Here is a 16,574-nt window from a genome sequence, read left to right as displayed (position 1 = left end):
GGAAGAGCCTTAGGCCCGTCCATCCCGGATCATCGAAAAATAATCGTCGAGGCCGACCTGACCGCCCTTGAGAGCGACCTCCATGCCGTCCACTCGCGAATCGACGCTATGCGCGGTGCAGAGGGGGGAGCCCGGCGACTGCGGAAGCGGCAGCCGCAATGTAAGCGCGTCGACAGAGAGCTGGCCAAGGGCGTGGCTCGACGTATCTCCCCCGGCGACGACAGCGCGGCGGAGCCCGGCGCGCGTCACCAGCTCTCTCAGGAGCGATCCGAGCCGTTCACCGATCCGGTGGCGCGAGCCATCCTCCAGAGGAATGGCATCGCCCCGATCGGCAGAGGGGCCGAGCGCGGTGTAGAGAAGAACGCTCCGGCCCTTCTCCAGAGAGGCCAGCCCGCGCGCGACGGCATCCGCGAGTGCCGAGCCGGCATCCGTCGCCGCGAGTGCGACTGCATCGAGCGCGATCTCGTCGAAACCGTTCTGGATCGCATGACGGATTTGCCGCTCCGTCGTCAGAGAGACGCTGCCGGAAACCACCGCGATCCGGTCGACCGGTCCAGGCGGCGCGAATGCCGGCGCTTCGCCGATCAGGCCAAGGCGACGCCATTCGCGAACGAGTGCATATTCGATGCCGGACGAGCCGCAGACGAATTGCCCTCCGGCCGTTCGCGTCCGCCAGAGCTGCCGCCCGACGACGGCCTGGCTCCCCTCATCCGCGACATCGAAAAGGACGAGTTGGTGATCCGCGAGAGCCCTGTCGGCGAACGCGTCCACGTCCGGGGACGCGAGTTGCACGAGGTCTACAAGAGCCGCGCTGAGCGATGTCTGACGCGAAAGGTGAAGGCGGATATCCGCCTCGTTCATCGGGGTTACCGGATGTCTGCTCATCACCGGATGGCGGTCGATGCGGTAGGTTTCGCCGCGAAAGGCCGCGAAGAGATTGCCGAAGGCGGTGTAGCGGCGTATCTGCGGTGCGCCGATGACGAGCGGTATCGGTGCGGCGCCGAAAACATCGCGCCCGATCTCGATCGCCTTGCCTATGTTGCCAACATCGGGGCTCGAATCGAAGGTCGAGCAGACCTTGTAATGGGCGATCTCCGCCTTCAGCGCCTTCAGCCATAGAAAGGCCGGCGGAAGGTTTTCCGCCATCCAGCCCGGCGTCTGGCTGCGGCCGGTGCCCGCGAGCCCGAAGGCGCGGCAACGGGCGAAGCGCTCCAAGAGCGAAGGCTCGGGCACCTTGAGAAACAACGCGGTTTCGACGCCCTGGGAGGAGAGTGCCTCCATCACGTCGGTCGAGCCGGTCAGATCGTCGCCGTAGTAGCTGAGCAGGGGAATGTGCATCGGGATCTCCGGTCGCGCTGAACTCAGGCGCCCTTGCCATCGGCGAACTTTTCAAGCGATTGCGCCAGTTCGGGGTGATCCCTGGCATAATCCGGCAGCGGGATCCCGGCGACTGCCGCCTCCCAGGCCTGACGTACGGCCCTGACGCCGGCGCCGGGTCCGCCCGGATGGCTGACGATGCCGCCGCCGCAGAGGTAGAGCAGATCGGTCGTATGCCCGGTCCGCGCATAGGTCTCGGGCGCCTGTCCGCCCCATTGGCCCGACCCCACGACCGGCAGCGGACAATCGTCCTTGGTAAAGAGCGGCGTGCTCACCGCCTCGAAGGACTTCACGAAGCTCTCGTCAGGCTCCCAGTATTTGACGCGGATGCCGTTGATCTGGAACTGATCCACCCCCAGGAGGCGCCAGAACTGCTGCCAGACCGAAAACTCCATTCCCAGGCCGCCATGACGCGTGAGAATGTCCCAGCCGTTGCGATGGGCGTGGAGCACGAGTCCGGAGCGCTTGCGCAGGAAGGCGACGCCGCCCATTCCGACGGAATTGATGTTGACCACCGCCGCATTGCCGCCGGCCGCGACCACCAGATCGTGGTTTCGCATCATCTCGTCCGGATCGGCATGGGATATGCCGAAGGCATACATGACCTTCTTGCCGGTCTTCTGCTCGTGGTCGAGGATTCTCGGCATGATGGCTGCAATCCGCTCATTCAGCGGCGAATAGGCCGGGCTCATCAGCTTCTCGTCATCCTTGATGAAATCCACCCCGGAGGAAAGCAGCTCGCCGACGAGTACGGCGGTTTCCTCGGGCCGCAAACCCAGCGCCGGTTTGACGATAGTGCCCATGATCGGACGGCTTTCGACACCGGTCAGACGCCGGCTGCCGGCAACGCCGAACTGCGGACCCGGATGCGCCGCCGCGAACTCCGGCGGCAGCTTCATATCGACGATGCGGATTCCGGTCATTCCCTTGATGGAATAGACGCCGCCGATCGCAATGGTCATCAAGGCGGAAAGATCCGTTCCCACCGCATCGAGGGGGAAGGCAATCTCCGCATCGGCCCGGTTGAAGCGCGTGGCGCTTCCCGCCTCGTCCGGCCAAGAGGCCCGATCGGCGGGTTCGAGGTGGCGGATAGCCACTACGCGCGCGGCCACCCTCGCCTTCAGCTCTTCGGTTTCGCCCGGAACCGGCACGAACGTTCCGGTCGACTGGTCGCTTGCGATCTTCTTCGCCAGGACTTCGACATCTCCCGGGGTCTCGATGCGGTAGGTGATGCGTATCACGGGCAGCGCTCTTTGCATTGGTTTCAGTAGCGTCTCTCGCGCAACTGGTATAATGAGCATCTGAGTTAGGCAAGAGAAATCTCGCCTGCCGGAAGAATCCTGCCTATAGAGAATGAGCCGCAAGCTGCTGGAGTTCACATGGTCATGCAATCCGAGCCAATTATCCGCAGGAAACTCTCCGACGAGGTATTTGCGCGGCTGAAGGCGTTGATCGAAACCGGCGAGCTGCAACCGGGAGACGAGATGCCTTCCGAGCGGATGCTGATGGAGCGCTTCCAGGTGGGACGCCCGGCCATTCGCGAGGCGATGCAGGCGCTTGCCAATATGGGTCTGATCGAGATTTCGCATGGCGAGCGCGCCAAGGTGCTGCAGCCGACGGCGCGGTCGCTGCTTCGGCAGGTGGATGCCGCCGCCAAGATCATGCTTGCGGCCTCCTCGGATTCGCTGGAACACCTGAAGAGCGCGCGCATCTTCTTCGAACGCGGCATGGTACGGGAGGCGGCAAGCCGAGCCGATGCCGGCGATATCGCGGCGCTGGAGGAAACCTTGAAGCGGCAGCAGGCGGCACTCGAGGATTCCGATGCCTTCATCGCCGCCGACATGGCGTTCCACACCCGCATTGCCCAGATTTCCGGCAATCCGATATATACCGCCGTCAGCGAGGCGATGCTCAGCTGGCTTAAAGAGTATCATACGGAGATGCTGATCTGGACCGGTCGGGAGAACGTGACGCTAACGGAACACGAGGAAATCATCGACTGTATCCGCCGCGGCAATCCGGACGAGGCCGAGCAGGCGATGATCAGACACCTCGAGCGCTCCCGCACGCTCTATGCCCCGAAGGGCAGGTAGAACGGCGGCACTCCGCCTGGAGACCGCTGGTCAGGCGGTTCGCGTGCGACCGAAAGCGCGCAACAGCAAATTCACCGAAACGGCGATCTTGTCGATATCGGGAACGTCCCGGGAATAGCGCCCGGTGTATAGCTTGATGATCATCTTGTCCCGCTCGAATCCGCGCAGGTCGTAGTGAAGATGAAGGTAGTAACGCTGCTTGTCGCCAGTGCGCGTGATGTCCCCGCGTCGCTGTGTCACCTGCCTCAGATCCGCCTCGAGCGGCGCGAAGCCCTCGATTTTCACCCTGACTTTGGTCGATTTGAACCGCGTTTCCGTCGAAACCGCCACCACCGCCTTATCCAGCGAGAGGCTCACGAGACGACCTTCGACACCGTCCACATCCACCGGCTCGTCGAGCTTGAAGGCCTGCAGCAGGCGCCGCGGTTTCTCGAAGCAAATTAGCGAGGCGATGATCAGCACCACGATGTTGAGGCCTGACCAAAGCGCCGCGATCGCCGAGAACGAACCCTCTACCCGCGCCGTCTCCGGAACGATGTTGATCAGGAGGCCCAGCGCGGTAACCACGATGAAGCCGGCGATCCAGGTGAAGGTATAGGCGTCGAAGACGTTTGCCTCGTTGCTGCTGCCCTTAGGTGTCACCTTGAAGGGCTTGCCGAAGGGCCTGACTAGGCTCGAAAGGACGGTCGGCAGCATGCGGAAGGTCGAGAAGGTACCGACGGCAGTGGAGACTAGCGGAAGGTAGCGCGTCGGGGTGAGCCAGAACATCAGCAGGAAATAGGCCGCGAGCAGGGGCCCCTGGTTCGAGACGTAGTCGGCGACGTCGGTGAAATAGAGCGGCAGGGCGCCGAACCACAGATAGATTATGGGAATGAGAAGCACGATGAAACGGACCAGATATTGCACGAGCCATGACATGGGGAGGAACATGACGCGCTGAAAGAGCGAGAGGCCCGGCCCGCGCAAGGGGCCGTTGTGCAGGTAGAGCGTCTGGATGCCGCCCTGGCACCAGCGCTCGCGCTGAACGAAATAGCCAGTGAGATTCTCGGCCGCCAGACCCATCGAAAGCCGCTCGTTGAGATAGCGCGTCTTGAAACCCCTGTTGAGCATCGACAGCGTCGTCAGCAGATCCTCGGTGATCGACTCGGTTGGAAAACCGCCGATGGCGTCTACCGCCTTGCGCCTTGCGATCGAACAGGAGCCGCAGCAGAAACTCACGTCCCAGCCGTCGCGGCTCGGCGCGATCTCGTCGAAAAACAGGCGCTGCTCATCGGGCCATAGGTTCTCCAGTCCGAGATTGGACTGGATCGGATCGACGTTGAAGAAGTGCTGCGGTGTCTGCACGATGCCGATCGTGTCGTCCATGAAGAAGGGCAAGGTGCGCCGGAGGAAGCTGCGATAGGGTACGAAATCGGCATCGAAGACGGCGATGAAATCGCCTGAGCTGACGCGCAATCCGTTGTTCATGTTGCCGGCCTTGGCATGCGCGTTGTCGCTGCGCGTCACATGGATCGCCCCCCGCCCCTCGCAGAACGTCCTGAGCCAGTCGCGCCGGCCGTCGTCGAGCACATAGACCTTCAGCTTGTCCTTGGGGTGATCTAGCGCAAGCGCTCCGACGATCGTCCGTTCGAGAACGTCGAGCGGCTCGTTATAGGTCGGTATGAAGACGTCGACGGTGGGGAGCTCCCGTTCATCTCGCTCAAAAAATTGCCGCTCGAGTCGATCCCCCTCGGCGCTGCGGTCGACGTAGCGGCTCATCAGGATGAGGAAGAGCACGACCTCCGAAAAGGCGAGGAACTCGACGATGAACACGAACCAGACCCAATAAAAATTGGCGCCGTCGTTCGGGTAGGGAAGAACGGTCTCGGTGAAGCGCCAGAGCATGTAACGCAGCGCGATGGCGGCGACGAATGCGCAGGTGACAACGCGCGACCAGCTCCTGTGGCGCGACCAGTTGAACGGGCCGAGGAGAAAAAAGGCGATCACGAGCAAGGTCGGCGCCAGCGCTAGAAGAGACTGAACCACAAGCTTTGAACCCACTGCGCCAGGTGAAGGCTACGCTTGGAGAAACGGACCTGCGCCGTCCGGCCAACCTGACAGAAATTCGCAAAATCGGTGTTGAGTGACGACGGCGCGAGCGTGACGCGGATGCGCGCATTTCGCTCCTCCGTCTCCGGCTCGTTGGCCGCCAGCGAGTCCTTTTCCACCACGGCGGACGATCCCTTGACCGCCTGTACGCGGCCCCGGAACACATCGCCGCGACCGAAGAGCCGGACCTCCGCCTCGCGGCCGGGATAGATCTCGTCATAATCGACTTCAGGGACCAGAATATCGACGAACAACTCGCGGCAATCGAGGATGCGCATCATCTCGTTGTTCAGAACGACATTTGAACCGCTGACGACATTCCGGCTCCACACGACGCCATCGAAGGGCGACGGGATCGTCGCGGCTTCCAGACTGAGAACCCGCCTCTCCTCCTCGGCTATCTGCTGTTCCGTCTGTTTTGCCCGTGCCTCGTTCTCCGCGATTCGCGTATCGAGATCGTGGATGCGGACGATCACCTCGTCCTGGCGCTGCCGGGAGTACGGCACGTCGTTCTGACCGTCGCCAACGAGGAATATCCCCTGACGCACGGCGTTGAGGCGTTGCTGCAGCAATTCCACCGTCAAATTGCTGATCTCGAGCTCGCCGCCGGCGGCCGCACCGGCGGCTTCCGCCGCCTCCACCATCTTGCGGGTGAATATCCCCTTGGACTCGAGGTCCTGCCGCCGGACGAGGTCGACCCTTGCCACGACGTCCTGCGCGCGAGACACCTCGACCCTTTTCTGCAGGATCTGGACCTCGCGCTCCAGGCTGGCGATGGTCGCGTTCCTGAAGATGTCGAGCCGCCCGGCAAGATCATCCCGCAACCGCGCGAGTTCATCCCGCTCCCGCCGCAGCGCCGCCACGCGCTCGACGGCGGTTCGATGATCGGTGCGCAGCGACGCCAGGATCGCCCTGTTGACCCGCTGGTTACGGATCGTCGCGAGCGTTTCACCCTCTGCCACCGGCGTTCCGATTCGAGGCGCCGGCTTCTCGATCTCGCCGTCGATCGGCGCATTTATGACGGCAAGGCGTGCATTTACTGTCCCATCCAGGCTGCTGTAGCCAGTCAACCCGGGCAGCAGGACGGCAATTGCAAGCGCCAGGAGGAGGATGCCGACGGTAATACGTGTGAGCCGATGATTGAGGATCATGTCCTATTACTCACTGAAGACAGCCGGTCCGGCTGATACGCTGCCGCAACTATTCCGCGATGCCGGTGCCCGGACTCGAGGCCGCCTCGCCGCATCCTGTCACGATTGAATGGTATTCTCTGCTGAGCAACCCTCAAATTTGCATGTTTCGGTGGTGAACTGCGCAAAACTTCGGCGAGCGACGGAGAGTACCCGCATTACTCTAAGGTTTAAGGATAGCGCGCCGGCGTTTTTCTGCGATAGGTCGGGAAGGCCGCTGAGCTTTGCCTCGCAAGAACGACGGAGATTGAAATGGGACAAGCCGTACGAATCCCCACGAACGAGCGTCAAAGGTTGCTCGCAGTCCGTTCGCTCAATTCAATCGGCAGCGCTCCCACGCCCGAACTCGCGACCTTGGCCGAGCTTGCCAAAGGCATCTTCGACGTCTCCTACGCCGCCATCAACATCATCGACGAAGACTGGCAGCGGATCGGCGGTCAGGCGGGCTTGAGGATCGGCGAATGCTCGCGCGAGATGTCCATATGCACGCGGGTCGTCTTCGCAGACGAACTCCTCATTGTCCCGGACCTGGCGGAAGACCGTGAGCTGAAGACGAGACCATATGTGGTCGGAAGCCCGCACTTCCGCTTTTACGCCGGCGCGCCCGTCTATCTCGAGAACCTGCCCGTCGGCAGCTTCTGCATCCTCGATATCCGGCCCAGGCATCTTTCCGACGGGCAGGCGCAGAACCTGCGCCGATTTGCGGCTGTCGCCAGTGCGCTTTTGAGCTTGCAGAAGGCAAATCTCGTGATGGGGCTCGCCCATAACCAACTACAGAATGCGGCCATTACCGATCCGTTGACCGGCCTGTTCAACCGCTCGGCCCTGTCGTCGATCGTCGACGGGGCTCTCCACAACGCCATCGCCGCGGGTCAGACCTTCGGCGCTCTTTATCTCGACATGGATGGTTTCAAGGCGATCAACGACGAGCTTGGCCATCACGCCGGCGACGAGGTTTTGTACGAAGCCGCCAACCGAATTCGCTCGGTCATCAGAGCAGGCGATATCGCGATCCGCATGGGCGGCGACGAATTCGCCGTTTTCATTCCAAATCCGCCCAACGCACCGGCCCTGGCAGCGGTCTCGCAGCGGCTGGTAGCGGCCTTTCGCGAACCCTTCCAGGTCGACGGCAAGGCGGTCCTTGCACGCATCAGCATCGGCGGCGCCCTTGCCCCGCTCAACGGGCAGCGACGAGCGGAGCTGCTGAACAGCTGCGACAAGGCTCTCTACTCGGCAAAGCGTGACGGCCGCGACCGGTTCGTCATCCTCGACGCCTGACGGAGACAACGACAATGAGAGCTGCATGGTACGAGAAGAATGGCGCCGCCCGCGATGTCCTTGAGGTCGGCGGGCTTCCCGACCCGCTTCCCGGCCCCGGAGAGGTCCGCGTCCGCATACATGCGTCCGGCGTCAATCCGTCCGATGTGAAGGCGCGGGCGGGACGGCCGCTCATTGCCCCGCGAATGATCCCGCACAGTGATGGCGCAGGCATTATCGACGCCGTGGGAACTGGCGTCGCAGGCGAGCGCATCGGCGAGCGGGTATGGACCTGGAATGCCGCATGGCAACGTTCGAACGGTACGGCTGCCGAATATGTCGTCCTTCCACAGGATCAGGCGGTTCACCTGCCCGATAGCACATCTTTCGAGGAGGGCGCCTGCCTCGGCATTCCGGCGCTGACGGCACTTCGCGCGGTGACCACGGACGGAGGCGTATTCGGAAAAACCGTGCTGGTGACCGGAGGCGCGGGCGCAGTCGGCGCTTACGCCATTCAGTTCGCGAGGCTTTATGGCGCGGCGCGTATCATCACGACCGTCAGTTCGTCGGAAAAGGCCGAAATCTGCACGAGGCTCGGAGCCGACCACACGATCAACTACAGAACGGAAGAGGTCGTCGACCGGATAGGGGGCATTACCCACGGGCGCGGCGTCGACCGAGTCATAGAGGTGGACGCCGCCACGAATGTCGCGATGCTGCCAGGCATCATAGCGCGGGACGGTCTTTGCGTGATCTACGGCTCCAGTAAGCCCGAAGTCTCATTCGAGTTCTTTCCGATGATACTCGCCGGCGCTGCGGCGCGGTTCTTCATCGTCTATGAGATGGCGCCGGAAGCGCGCACCGAGACCGTCAGCGCGCTTCAAGGGCAGCTCGCATCCGGGCTTCTCAGGCATCATATCGCCGGAACATACGCGCTGGATGACATCGCCGCGGCCCACGAGGCGGTCGAAAGCGGAAAAACCATCGGCAACGTCGTCGTTTCTCTCGGTCAGTAGGTCGCGACAGGGCCCGATGTAAACCACCGCCCCGGAGACCGGGAGGTGCGTCCGGGTCGGGGCTGACGTCCGAACCGTTCGGCTCGAACCTGAGCGCGTAGTGGAAGTGCTCCGAGAGCCTCTCGCCCGCAATTCCTAAAATTTGGCGCATTAAGTCGCGGCCGGCATTGAGCCTGGGCGCGACATTGGCTCGTCCGCGACGATGCTAGCTTCACAGTTCAAGCCGCTGAAAGGCTTCCGATTTTTCTGTTCATGAAGCGAGCACTAATTCGGCGCGAAAAAATACCCGTCGATCGCGCAGAACGAAGTTGACAGAGGGCAAATCTATGTCCAACATATACATACGATGTCTTCTAATAGAAGACAAGAGGTTATACGGAATTTTTGAGAAAATGTCGGTTCGCCCCTTATCATCGGTGCTCAAGACCCTCGCAGCGTTCGAGTGTATCGCCGCGGCACCGGAGCCGTTGCGCCTCGTCGACATCGCGCGCCAACTCGGCGAAGCGCGGGGTGCGGCGCATCAGCGCCTCGTCACTCTGGTGGAAGCCGGATGGATCGAGCAGACGCCCGACGGCCGCTATCGTTTGACGCTTCGCATCGTCGGACACGCGGCCATGGCGCTCGAACAATCCAATCTTGGCGTGCGCTTTGCCGGCGTCCTGGAAGAGATGGTCACGGAGAGCGGTGAGACCGCCTCGCTCGCCGTTCTCGACGGAAAATCCGCTGTCATCGTTCGGCGGGTCGAGTCGCGTGGCGTCCTTCGCGCGGACCTTCGGATCGGAACGCAGCTCCGCCTCGATCGCACCGCCTTCGGTCGGGTGCTCGTATCGTTCTCGCGTCCGGAAATAGTCGACCGGCTGAGGGCGCAGGGCGTCGAACTGCCGGATGACGAGACCATCACCGGGGTGCGCAAGTGCGGCTACGCCATTTCGGAGGTCGAGGGGCCACGGACCGTATCGGCGGTCGCCGCCCCGATCATCGATGCGCAGGGCGAATGCATCGGCGCGCTCGCGCTTTCCGGCCCGTTCACAGGTTTCGATACTGACAAGTGCGCCCGGATCGTCGTCGCAGCAGCGGCGGCAAGCGCCGCGCGCCTGCGAGGAGAACAATGAAATGAGCGCCCTGAAGAAACCCGCGCCGGAGTCGGAGGCTCACCGCATCGCGCGGCTGATGCGTTCCCCGGCCGACATCATGAAGCCAGAAAAGCTCGCCGCCATCCAGCCTTCGCGCATCAGCGCCTCACGCGCGCTGATGAGCCGCGCCGTTCGCCAGCGCTGGCAGATCCTATGCAAGCGCTTCGACATCGACGCCAAGGGCAACGGCGTCGCCGAATACCGCATCGACATCGGCGGCTGGCGCTTCAGCTTTCCCGTCTATTCATTCGAGCCCTCGCCGCACGGCCGTACGGGCCGCATCATCGGCCGGGCCTGGGATATGATGGGCGCTCTGGTTGAAGGCGACATGAGCGAGCGGGATTTCGAAACGACCCGAGCCGAGCTTCCGAAGCTCTATGAGGGCCGCGCCACACCCGCAACGCTGATCTGGTGCCGCTCCAACCGCAGCGGCCGCTTCTTCGAAGGCGCAAAGGCAGCGCTCCAGGCCGGCCGCCAGCCCAACGTCGCCGAGCTCGCCCAGACCTGCTACCTGATGCGCAATACCGGCCTCGACGGCAACGGGACCTTCGGGACCAAATCCTTCCTCGCCTATGAGGGCGATCACCCGCTGCGCTGGTCGCTCGCCGCCCAGATGCTCTGCGCTTATATGATGCGCGTCTTTGCCCAGGATCTCCTTGCCCATCTCGTCCGGCTCGAAGCCCCTGCCGCCCCGCAGATGGCGATCGAGCTTCGCCGCTTCCTCGGGGTCGGCAACGGCTCGGCGCTTGGCCTGATGCTCTTCGTCAACAATCACCCGCGCCTGATCGAGCGATGGCTGTTCATCCGCGAGGAGGCGATCGCACGTGCCAAGGCGCTCACACCGGACGAAGCGGGCTCGGAGATTGCCAAACTGCTGAGCCTTGTCGACAAGGCGATAACCTTCCGGTCCGAGGACCGCGTGCAGTACGAGAACGTCACGCGCTCCGATGTCGTGGCGCGGGAACTCGGCGTGATCCGCGACGCCGTTGCGAATTTGCTTGCCCGCTGGCAGAGCGGCAGCCGTTTCGAAAGCGAGCCCTTTGCCGAGCTTGCTGCGTCCCTCGAGTGCCGCGTCCATGCGGAAGCCATGGAAACCCTCCATTCCCTCCTCATAGAGCTCGTCGCCGAAGAGGCCGACCAGCTCGTGGAAGGCCTCGTCATCGATGAAGAGCTGACGGGCCGGCCGGAAATGCCGGTCGCCCGGCTGCGCGAGATCCTGAGAAATGACTACGCCTGGGCTTTCGGACTCGACCTCGATATCGAGTCCGCAAAGCGATACGTCTGGTACAAATCGGTGTCCGCCGAGGAGCCGCGCCGCGGCCCCGCTGCGGAAGTCGGCTACAACGTCGTCAATCTCGGCCTCGACCTGCCACGGCTCGTGGTTGCCCTCGACCGCGACCTCGCCGCCGCCGATCCGACCCTCAGCACGGCCCGCTTCCTGCTTGCGCATCCCCAACACCGGGCGATCGCCACGCGCGTGCAGGCGCTTGCCGGCACCGGCCTCCACTCGCCGCATGCCGACATCATGAGCGGAGCCTTCACCCCGGCTCATATCACCCGCCTTCTCAATGTCGGCATCCACGGCATCGACAAGACCCGCGATTTCCTCGACCGCAACCTGCGCGGCGTTCTGTTCCACGGCGCGCCTGTTCCGGAAGACATTGCCGCCGGCAGCGCCGACGACCTGTGGTTCTACCCTTCGGAGCCGAGCCTATGAGTTCCTGCCAGTCCAACCTTCCTTCGAATCTCACTGTCAGCCTTCGCGAACTGCGGATGGTCTTCGAGCGGTTGATACAGGTCACGCGGCTCGACGCGGGCCTCGTGCCCTCGCTCAGGGATTGCGCCCTTTATTCCGCAGCGCTCGGCCTCGGCGGCTTCGGCCGCCTGGCTCACAACCTCGAGGCGGTGCGTTCGGCAAATCCGCATGCGCTGAGGCTGACAGCGGACGCCGAGCGCCTAACTGTCGACTGCGGCGGGCAGCACGCGTGGATCGCCGCCGATGCGGTGCTCGATCTCGCAGCGGAGCGTCTGCGCACGCAGGGTTCGGGGACGGTCGAGGTCCGTAGCGCCACCGAAATCGGCGAACTGAGGGTTGTCGAGGCTCTTGCGCAGCGTTTTCGACTGCAAGCTGAGGTCGCCATCGACGAGACAGCCGGCTCTGCCGAGATCGTCGTCTCGCCCGCCCCGAAGGGAATGGATGTGACGGTTCTCGAAAGAATCCGGCGCAACGGGCTGACCGTCGATGCGGCTCTCTGGTGGCAGCTGTTCCACCGGTCCGCCGAAGCGCTCGCGCCGGATTCCTACGTGTCGCGCCGCCACGCCGGTCCGATCATCGTCGAGGCCGACGGCAAGGTCATCGGCCGGCAGGACGAGGACGAGACGGACCTCTCACTGCTGATCGCCGGCGCCGCACAGCACGGCACGACCGCAATCAATAACTGAGCTGGAAACGACGATGATCATCGATGCACTTCAATGCGGACATTTTAACCGCGAGTCCTTCGAGGCGCTGCGGCGGGGCGGCTACAGCGCGGTGACGCCGACGCTCGGTTTCTGGGAAGGGACGATGGAGTCTCTCGACTCGCTTGCCCGCTGGCGAGATATGGAGCGTGACAACGCGGACCTCATCCTTATCGCCAGAACGGCCGCCGATATCGAGCGCGCCGAAAGGGAGGGAAAGCTGGCGGTCGTGCTCGGCTACCAGAATTCCAACCTCTTCGAGGATCGCATCGCCTTCGTCGAATTCTTCGCCGAACTCGGCGTGCGCGTCGTGCAGCTGACCTACAACAACCAGAACGAACTCGGCGGCTCCTGCTACGAGGAGAACGACAGCGGGCTTGCCCGCTTCGGCCGCGATGTCGTGCGGGAAATGAACCGCGTCGGCATGCTGGTCGATCTCTCCCATGTCGGCGACCGGACCACGCTCGACGCCATCGAGTGGTCGGAAAAGCCCGTTGCGATCACCCATGCCAATGCCGCTTCGCTCTTCGCGCATAAGCGTAACAAGTCCGACAAGGTGATCAAAGCCCTTTCCGAGCGCGGCGGGGTCATCGGTTGCGTCGCCTATCGCAACATAACGCCCGATGCTGCCTGCGCCACCGTCGACGGCTGGTGTGAGATGGTTGCCCGCACCGTCGACATCGCCGGCATCGACCATGTCGGCATCGGCACCGACATTTCGCACAACCACACCCCGCGCGACTACGACTGGATGCGCAAGGGCCGCTGGACCCGCTCGGTCCAGTACGGTGCCGGCTCGCCTCAACGGCCTGGCGCCGTGGCGAAGCCGGAATGGCTGCTCAAGCCGGAAAACCTACAGGACGTGGCCCCGGCCCTGCTGCGCGTCGGCTTCAATCAGGAGGAGGCGAACAAGATCCTCCGGGGCAACTGGCTCCGCCTCTACGCGGAGGTCTTCCGGCCGAACTGACCGGATCCAAAATCCGAATTCAAAGAACAAGAAGAGCCGCCGCTTTAGGCGAGCGGCCACGGGAATAGCAGACAGACGACCATTCGACATCAAGGAGAACCACGAATGGAAATGTTCAAGAAAGCATCAGCCACGCCGCTATCGCGGCGCAAAGTTCTCGGCGCCGGGCTTTTCGGGGCCGCAATGCTGGCCTCACCTTCCATCCGGCGCGCCAGCGCGGAGGAAAACGTCCTCTACGTCAACACCTGGGGCGGCGACTGGGAGGCATCCGTCAAAAAGTTCCTGTTCGAGCCCTTCACGAAGGATACGGGAATAGAGATCCGTACCGTCTCGCCGATTTCCTTCGCCAAGCTCGCAGCGCAGAAGACGACGGGCGTCTACGAATTCGACGTGACAACGCTCGGCGTCGCCGATGTCGCGCGCGCCAATGGCGCCGGCCTCCTCGAGACGCTGGAGGGTCACGTCGACACCTCCAAGCTTTGGGAAGGCGCCATCTACCAAAATGGGCTGGCAACGCATGGCTTTGCCACGCAGATGGCCTACAATGCCGCTAAATTCCCGGAAGGCCTGAAGAACTGGTCCGACTTCTTCAATGTCGAGAAGTTTCCGGGTAACCGCAGCCTGCAGCGTCACGCCGCCCGCGTCCTTGCGATCGCGCTGCTTGCCGATGGCGTTCCAGCCGACCAGCTCTTTCCCTATGACCTCGACCGCGCCTTCGCCTCGCTCGACCGGATCAAGGACCACGTCCGCGTCTGGTGGACGGCAGGGCCGCAGGCGCGCCAGATTCTGACCGACGGCGAGGTGGACATGGCGGGGCTCTGGGACAGCGACGCTTTCGGCGCCAAGGAGGCTTCTAAGGATCCGATCGAGATCGTCTGGGACCAGGCCGTCGTCGACAAGGCCTGCTGGATCGTCGCCAAAGACAGCCCGCGTGCCGAAAACGGCTTCAAGCTGATCAGCCATATCGGCCAGAATGCGGAGGGACTGGCGAAGTTCTGCATTGCCGACCAGAACGGCCCGATGAACCCGAAATCCTTCGATTTCATTCCCGCCGAGGTCGCGGCCAGAATGCCGACCCATCCGGAGCATCTGGCCCGCGCCGTCATGCTGGACGGGGCGAAGCTGCTGCCCCAGCTCGACGAGCTTTCCACCCGCTTCGAAAGCTGGGTCGGCATCTAAGCCGCGCTCCGGTCCCGGTAAGTGCGGCCGGAGAATGCAATCTATCGGATAGGGTGCCGGCAATGCCTGCGCCGGTACCCGCCGTCCGCGACGGAGACCCTATCCGAGGGTAAAGGAGCAATGTCATGAAACTCCGGACGTCCCCGGTCCTCGTGGAAGGGCCCATGCCGCTGATGGCTCCGGCGGTGATCTTCCTTGCGCTCTTCTTTCTCGTTCCGCTTGGCTACGTGGTCTGGATGAGCCTATCGCAACCGGTGATCGGATTGCAGAATTTCGGCCGGCTGCTGAATTCCAGTCTGTTCGCCGCGGTCCTTTACAACACGTTCAAGACGGCGCTCCTGGTAACGCTGCTGAGCCTTCTCTTCGCCTATCCGCTCGCCTATGCCGCGGCGAACGGCTCGAAGCGCTTTGCGACCTTCCTGCTGACGGTCGTCGCGCTCTCCTTCTGGACCAGCTATCTGGTGCGCACCTATGCCTGGATGGTCATCCTCGGCAATCAGGGGCCGGTGACGGCGCTCCTCTCTTGGTTCGGTTGGGACCCCACACCGAAGATCCTGTTCACCACCTTCAGTGCCACCCTCGCCATGACCCACGCCCTTATTCCTTTCATGACCATGTCGCTCTTCGCCGTGATGAAACGGATCGACCCGCTCTATGTCCGCGCTGCGGAAAATCTCGGCGCGCACCCGTTTCGCGCCTTCGTCTCCGTCTATCTGCCGCTGAGCGCGCCCGGCATCGTCAATGGCTGCACGCTCGTCTTCATCACCTGTCTCGGCTTCTATGTCATGCCCGTCCTGCTCGGGAGCCCACGCGACCAGATGATCGCCGGCATCATCGGAGACCAGATCGAGCAGACCCTCGACTTCGGCCTCGGCTCGGCGATTTCGATGATGCTTCTGGCGCTGACGCTCGCGGTCTATGCGCTCTACAACCGCTTCTTCGGCCTCGACCGCCTTTGGGCAGGAGGTGACCGATGAACGTCTGGGTCCGTTCTCTGGCAATTCTGATCGCCACCTTCGTCGCGGCGCCGATGTTCATCGTCATTCCGATGTCGTTCAGCTCGGCGGCGTCGCTCGCCTTCCCGCCGCCCGGCTACACGCTCCAGAACTACGTCAACTTCTTCTCCGACCCGAACTGGACGCAGCCGTTGACCAACAGCCTGCTGATCGGCCTCGGCACGGTCTGCGTGACGATGACCGTCGCCGTTCCGGCCTCCTTCGCCCTGGTGCGGCACGTGTTCATCGGGCGCACGGTCTTTAACCTTCTGATCATGCTGCCGATGATCGTGCCCACCATCGTCATGGCGCTCGGCTACTACATCTATTTCGGGCAGCTCCGGCTGGTTCAGAGCTATCTCGGCGTGATTCTCGCCCACAGCTGCATCGCCCTGCCGATGTCGACGCTGATCCTGACCGCGGCGCTCAAGGGCTTCGACCGCTCGGTGGAGCGCGCCGCGATGAACCTCGGAGCTTCGCCGTTTGCGACCTTCCGGCTGATCACCTTTCCGATCCTGCGGCCGGCCTTCACCGTCGCCGGGCTCTTCGCCTTCATCGCATCCTTCGATGAGGCCGTCATCGCCCTCTTCATCTCCGGCCGCGACAAGGCGACCTTGCCGCGGCAGATGTTCAACGCCGTCCGCCAGGAGGCGGATCCGACCATCTCCGCTGCCTCGTCCTTCCTGTTCCTGCTCGTTCTCGCCGGCGTCTGCATCTGGCTCACGCCGCAACTCGTGCGCCGCCGCACCCGCGTGCTGGACCAGACCGACGGCAACGGCGCAGCCGAGCCGGCCGCCGCGGCATCCTGATTTTGGAGCA

The 16,574-nt window shown here is 63.2% G+C and carries 14 protein-coding genes; 10 read left to right on the top strand and 4 right to left on the bottom strand.

Annotation, left to right across the window (positions count from 1 at the left end; translation table 11 throughout):
* Positions 1–9 precede the first annotated feature (9 nt).
* Complete coding sequence (locus tag PZL22_RS05770) at positions 10–1,338, bottom strand: four-carbon acid sugar kinase family protein (protein ID WP_003525836.1); 1,329 nt, start codon at positions 1,336–1,338, stop codon at positions 10–12.
* Positions 1,339–1,361: 23 nt separating this feature from the next.
* The gene (oiaX, locus tag PZL22_RS05765; RefSeq protein ID WP_003525834.1) at positions 1,362–2,618 is read right to left on the bottom strand and encodes a 3-oxo-isoapionate-4-phosphate decarboxylase OiaX; all 1,257 of its coding nucleotides are present in this window, start codon (positions 2,616–2,618) and stop codon (positions 1,362–1,364) included.
* A 138-nt stretch (positions 2,619–2,756) separates the two neighbouring features.
* Between oiaX and PZL22_RS05760 the strand changes: the two genes are divergently transcribed.
* Entirely contained in the window at positions 2,757–3,470 is a 714-nt protein-coding gene (locus PZL22_RS05760; protein WP_003525832.1) for a transcriptional regulator NanR, read from the top strand.
* 30 nt (positions 3,471–3,500) lie between these two features.
* On the opposite strand, the gene PZL22_RS05755 is transcribed toward PZL22_RS05760, so the two are convergent.
* Both PZL22_RS05755 and PZL22_RS05750 read right to left on the bottom strand, forming a co-directional pair.
* The gene (locus tag PZL22_RS05755; RefSeq protein ID WP_003525831.1) at positions 3,501–5,495 is read right to left on the bottom strand and encodes a glycosyltransferase; all 1,995 of its coding nucleotides are present in this window, start codon (positions 5,493–5,495) and stop codon (positions 3,501–3,503) included.
* Positions 5,477–6,709 (bottom strand): HlyD family secretion protein, encoded by a 1,233-nt coding sequence (locus PZL22_RS05750; protein ID WP_003525830.1) that lies wholly within the window; start codon positions 6,707–6,709, stop codon positions 5,477–5,479. Before PZL22_RS05750 ends, PZL22_RS05755 begins: the two co-directional genes overlap by 19 nt.
* A gap of 291 nt (positions 6,710–7,000) precedes the next feature.
* On the opposite strand from PZL22_RS05750, the gene PZL22_RS05745 reads away from it, so the two are divergent.
* From PZL22_RS05745 to PZL22_RS05705, 9 genes are all read left to right on the top strand, one after another.
* Positions 7,001–8,026, top strand: a complete 1,026-nt coding sequence (locus PZL22_RS05745) for a sensor domain-containing diguanylate cyclase (protein WP_033048188.1) — start codon at positions 7,001–7,003, stop codon at positions 8,024–8,026.
* A gap of 14 nt (positions 8,027–8,040) precedes the next feature.
* Positions 8,041–9,021, top strand: coding sequence for an NADPH:quinone reductase (locus PZL22_RS05740; protein WP_127515811.1), 981 nt, complete (start codon positions 8,041–8,043; stop codon positions 9,019–9,021).
* Between the two features lie 392 nt (positions 9,022–9,413).
* The gene (locus PZL22_RS05735) at positions 9,414–10,133 is read left to right on the top strand and encodes an IclR family transcriptional regulator (protein WP_003525827.1); all 720 of its coding nucleotides are present in this window, start codon (positions 9,414–9,416) and stop codon (positions 10,131–10,133) included.
* Position 10,134: 1 nt separating this feature from the next.
* Positions 10,135–11,871 carry a hypothetical protein gene (locus PZL22_RS05730; RefSeq protein ID WP_003525826.1) on the top strand — a complete coding sequence of 579 codons (1,737 nt, stop codon included), beginning with the start codon at positions 10,135–10,137 and terminating at the stop codon, positions 11,869–11,871.
* Positions 11,868–12,596 carry a hypothetical protein gene (locus PZL22_RS05725; RefSeq protein WP_003525825.1) on the top strand — a complete coding sequence of 243 codons (729 nt, stop codon included), beginning with the start codon at positions 11,868–11,870 and terminating at the stop codon, positions 12,594–12,596. The genes PZL22_RS05730 and PZL22_RS05725 overlap by 4 nt, the downstream gene beginning before the upstream one ends.
* A 13-nt stretch (positions 12,597–12,609) precedes the next feature.
* Positions 12,610–13,581: a membrane dipeptidase gene (locus PZL22_RS05720; RefSeq protein WP_003525823.1), complete on the top strand. Its 972-nt coding sequence runs from the start codon at positions 12,610–12,612 to the stop codon at positions 13,579–13,581.
* Positions 13,582–13,686: 105 nt separating this feature from the next.
* On the top strand, positions 13,687–14,760 hold the full coding sequence (locus PZL22_RS05715; protein WP_003525822.1) for an extracellular solute-binding protein: 1,074 nt from the start codon (positions 13,687–13,689) through the stop codon (positions 14,758–14,760).
* Positions 14,761–14,885: 125 nt separating this feature from the next.
* Positions 14,886–15,737 (top strand): ABC transporter permease, encoded by an 852-nt coding sequence (locus PZL22_RS05710; RefSeq protein WP_284718260.1) that lies wholly within the window; start codon positions 14,886–14,888, stop codon positions 15,735–15,737.
* Complete coding sequence (locus tag PZL22_RS05705) at positions 15,734–16,564, top strand: ABC transporter permease (RefSeq protein WP_003525820.1); 831 nt, start codon at positions 15,734–15,736, stop codon at positions 16,562–16,564. Before PZL22_RS05710 ends, PZL22_RS05705 begins: the two co-directional genes overlap by 4 nt.
* Positions 16,565–16,574: the final 10 nt, after the last annotated feature.

Source organism: Ensifer meliloti, assembly GCF_030064585.1.
GTDB lineage: Bacteria > Pseudomonadota > Alphaproteobacteria > Rhizobiales > Rhizobiaceae > Sinorhizobium > Sinorhizobium meliloti.
This window is presented reverse-complemented; position numbering and strand designations above follow the sequence as displayed.

What these genes read in the sequence shown, in the direction of transcription:
- PZL22_RS05740 (WP_127515811.1), top strand. Translation starts at nt 8,041, where the DNA reads ATGAGAGCTGCATGGTACGAGAAGAATGGCGCCGCCCGCGATGTCCTT.
- PZL22_RS05720 (WP_003525823.1), top strand. Translation starts at nt 12,610, where the DNA reads ATGATCATCGATGCACTTCAATGCGGACATTTTAACCGCGAGTCCTTC.
- PZL22_RS05745 (WP_033048188.1), top strand. Translation starts at nt 7,001, where the DNA reads ATGGGACAAGCCGTACGAATCCCCACGAACGAGCGTCAAAGGTTGCTC.
- PZL22_RS05770 (WP_003525836.1), bottom strand. Translation starts at nt 1,338, where the DNA reads ATGCACATTCCCCTGCTCAGCTACTACGGCGACGATCTGACCGGCTCG.
- PZL22_RS05710 (WP_284718260.1), top strand. Translation starts at nt 14,886, where the DNA reads ATGAAACTCCGGACGTCCCCGGTCCTCGTGGAAGGGCCCATGCCGCTG.
- PZL22_RS05760 (WP_003525832.1), top strand. Translation starts at nt 2,757, where the DNA reads ATGGTCATGCAATCCGAGCCAATTATCCGCAGGAAACTCTCCGACGAG.
- PZL22_RS05750 (WP_003525830.1), bottom strand. Translation starts at nt 6,709, where the DNA reads ATGATCCTCAATCATCGGCTCACACGTATTACCGTCGGCATCCTCCTC.
- PZL22_RS05730 (WP_003525826.1), top strand. Translation starts at nt 10,135, where the DNA reads ATGAGCGCCCTGAAGAAACCCGCGCCGGAGTCGGAGGCTCACCGCATC.
- PZL22_RS05735 (WP_003525827.1), top strand. Translation starts at nt 9,414, where the DNA reads ATGTCGGTTCGCCCCTTATCATCGGTGCTCAAGACCCTCGCAGCGTTC.
- PZL22_RS05715 (WP_003525822.1), top strand. Translation starts at nt 13,687, where the DNA reads ATGGAAATGTTCAAGAAAGCATCAGCCACGCCGCTATCGCGGCGCAAA.
- PZL22_RS05705 (WP_003525820.1), top strand. Translation starts at nt 15,734, where the DNA reads ATGAACGTCTGGGTCCGTTCTCTGGCAATTCTGATCGCCACCTTCGTC.
- PZL22_RS05725 (WP_003525825.1), top strand. Translation starts at nt 11,868, where the DNA reads ATGAGTTCCTGCCAGTCCAACCTTCCTTCGAATCTCACTGTCAGCCTT.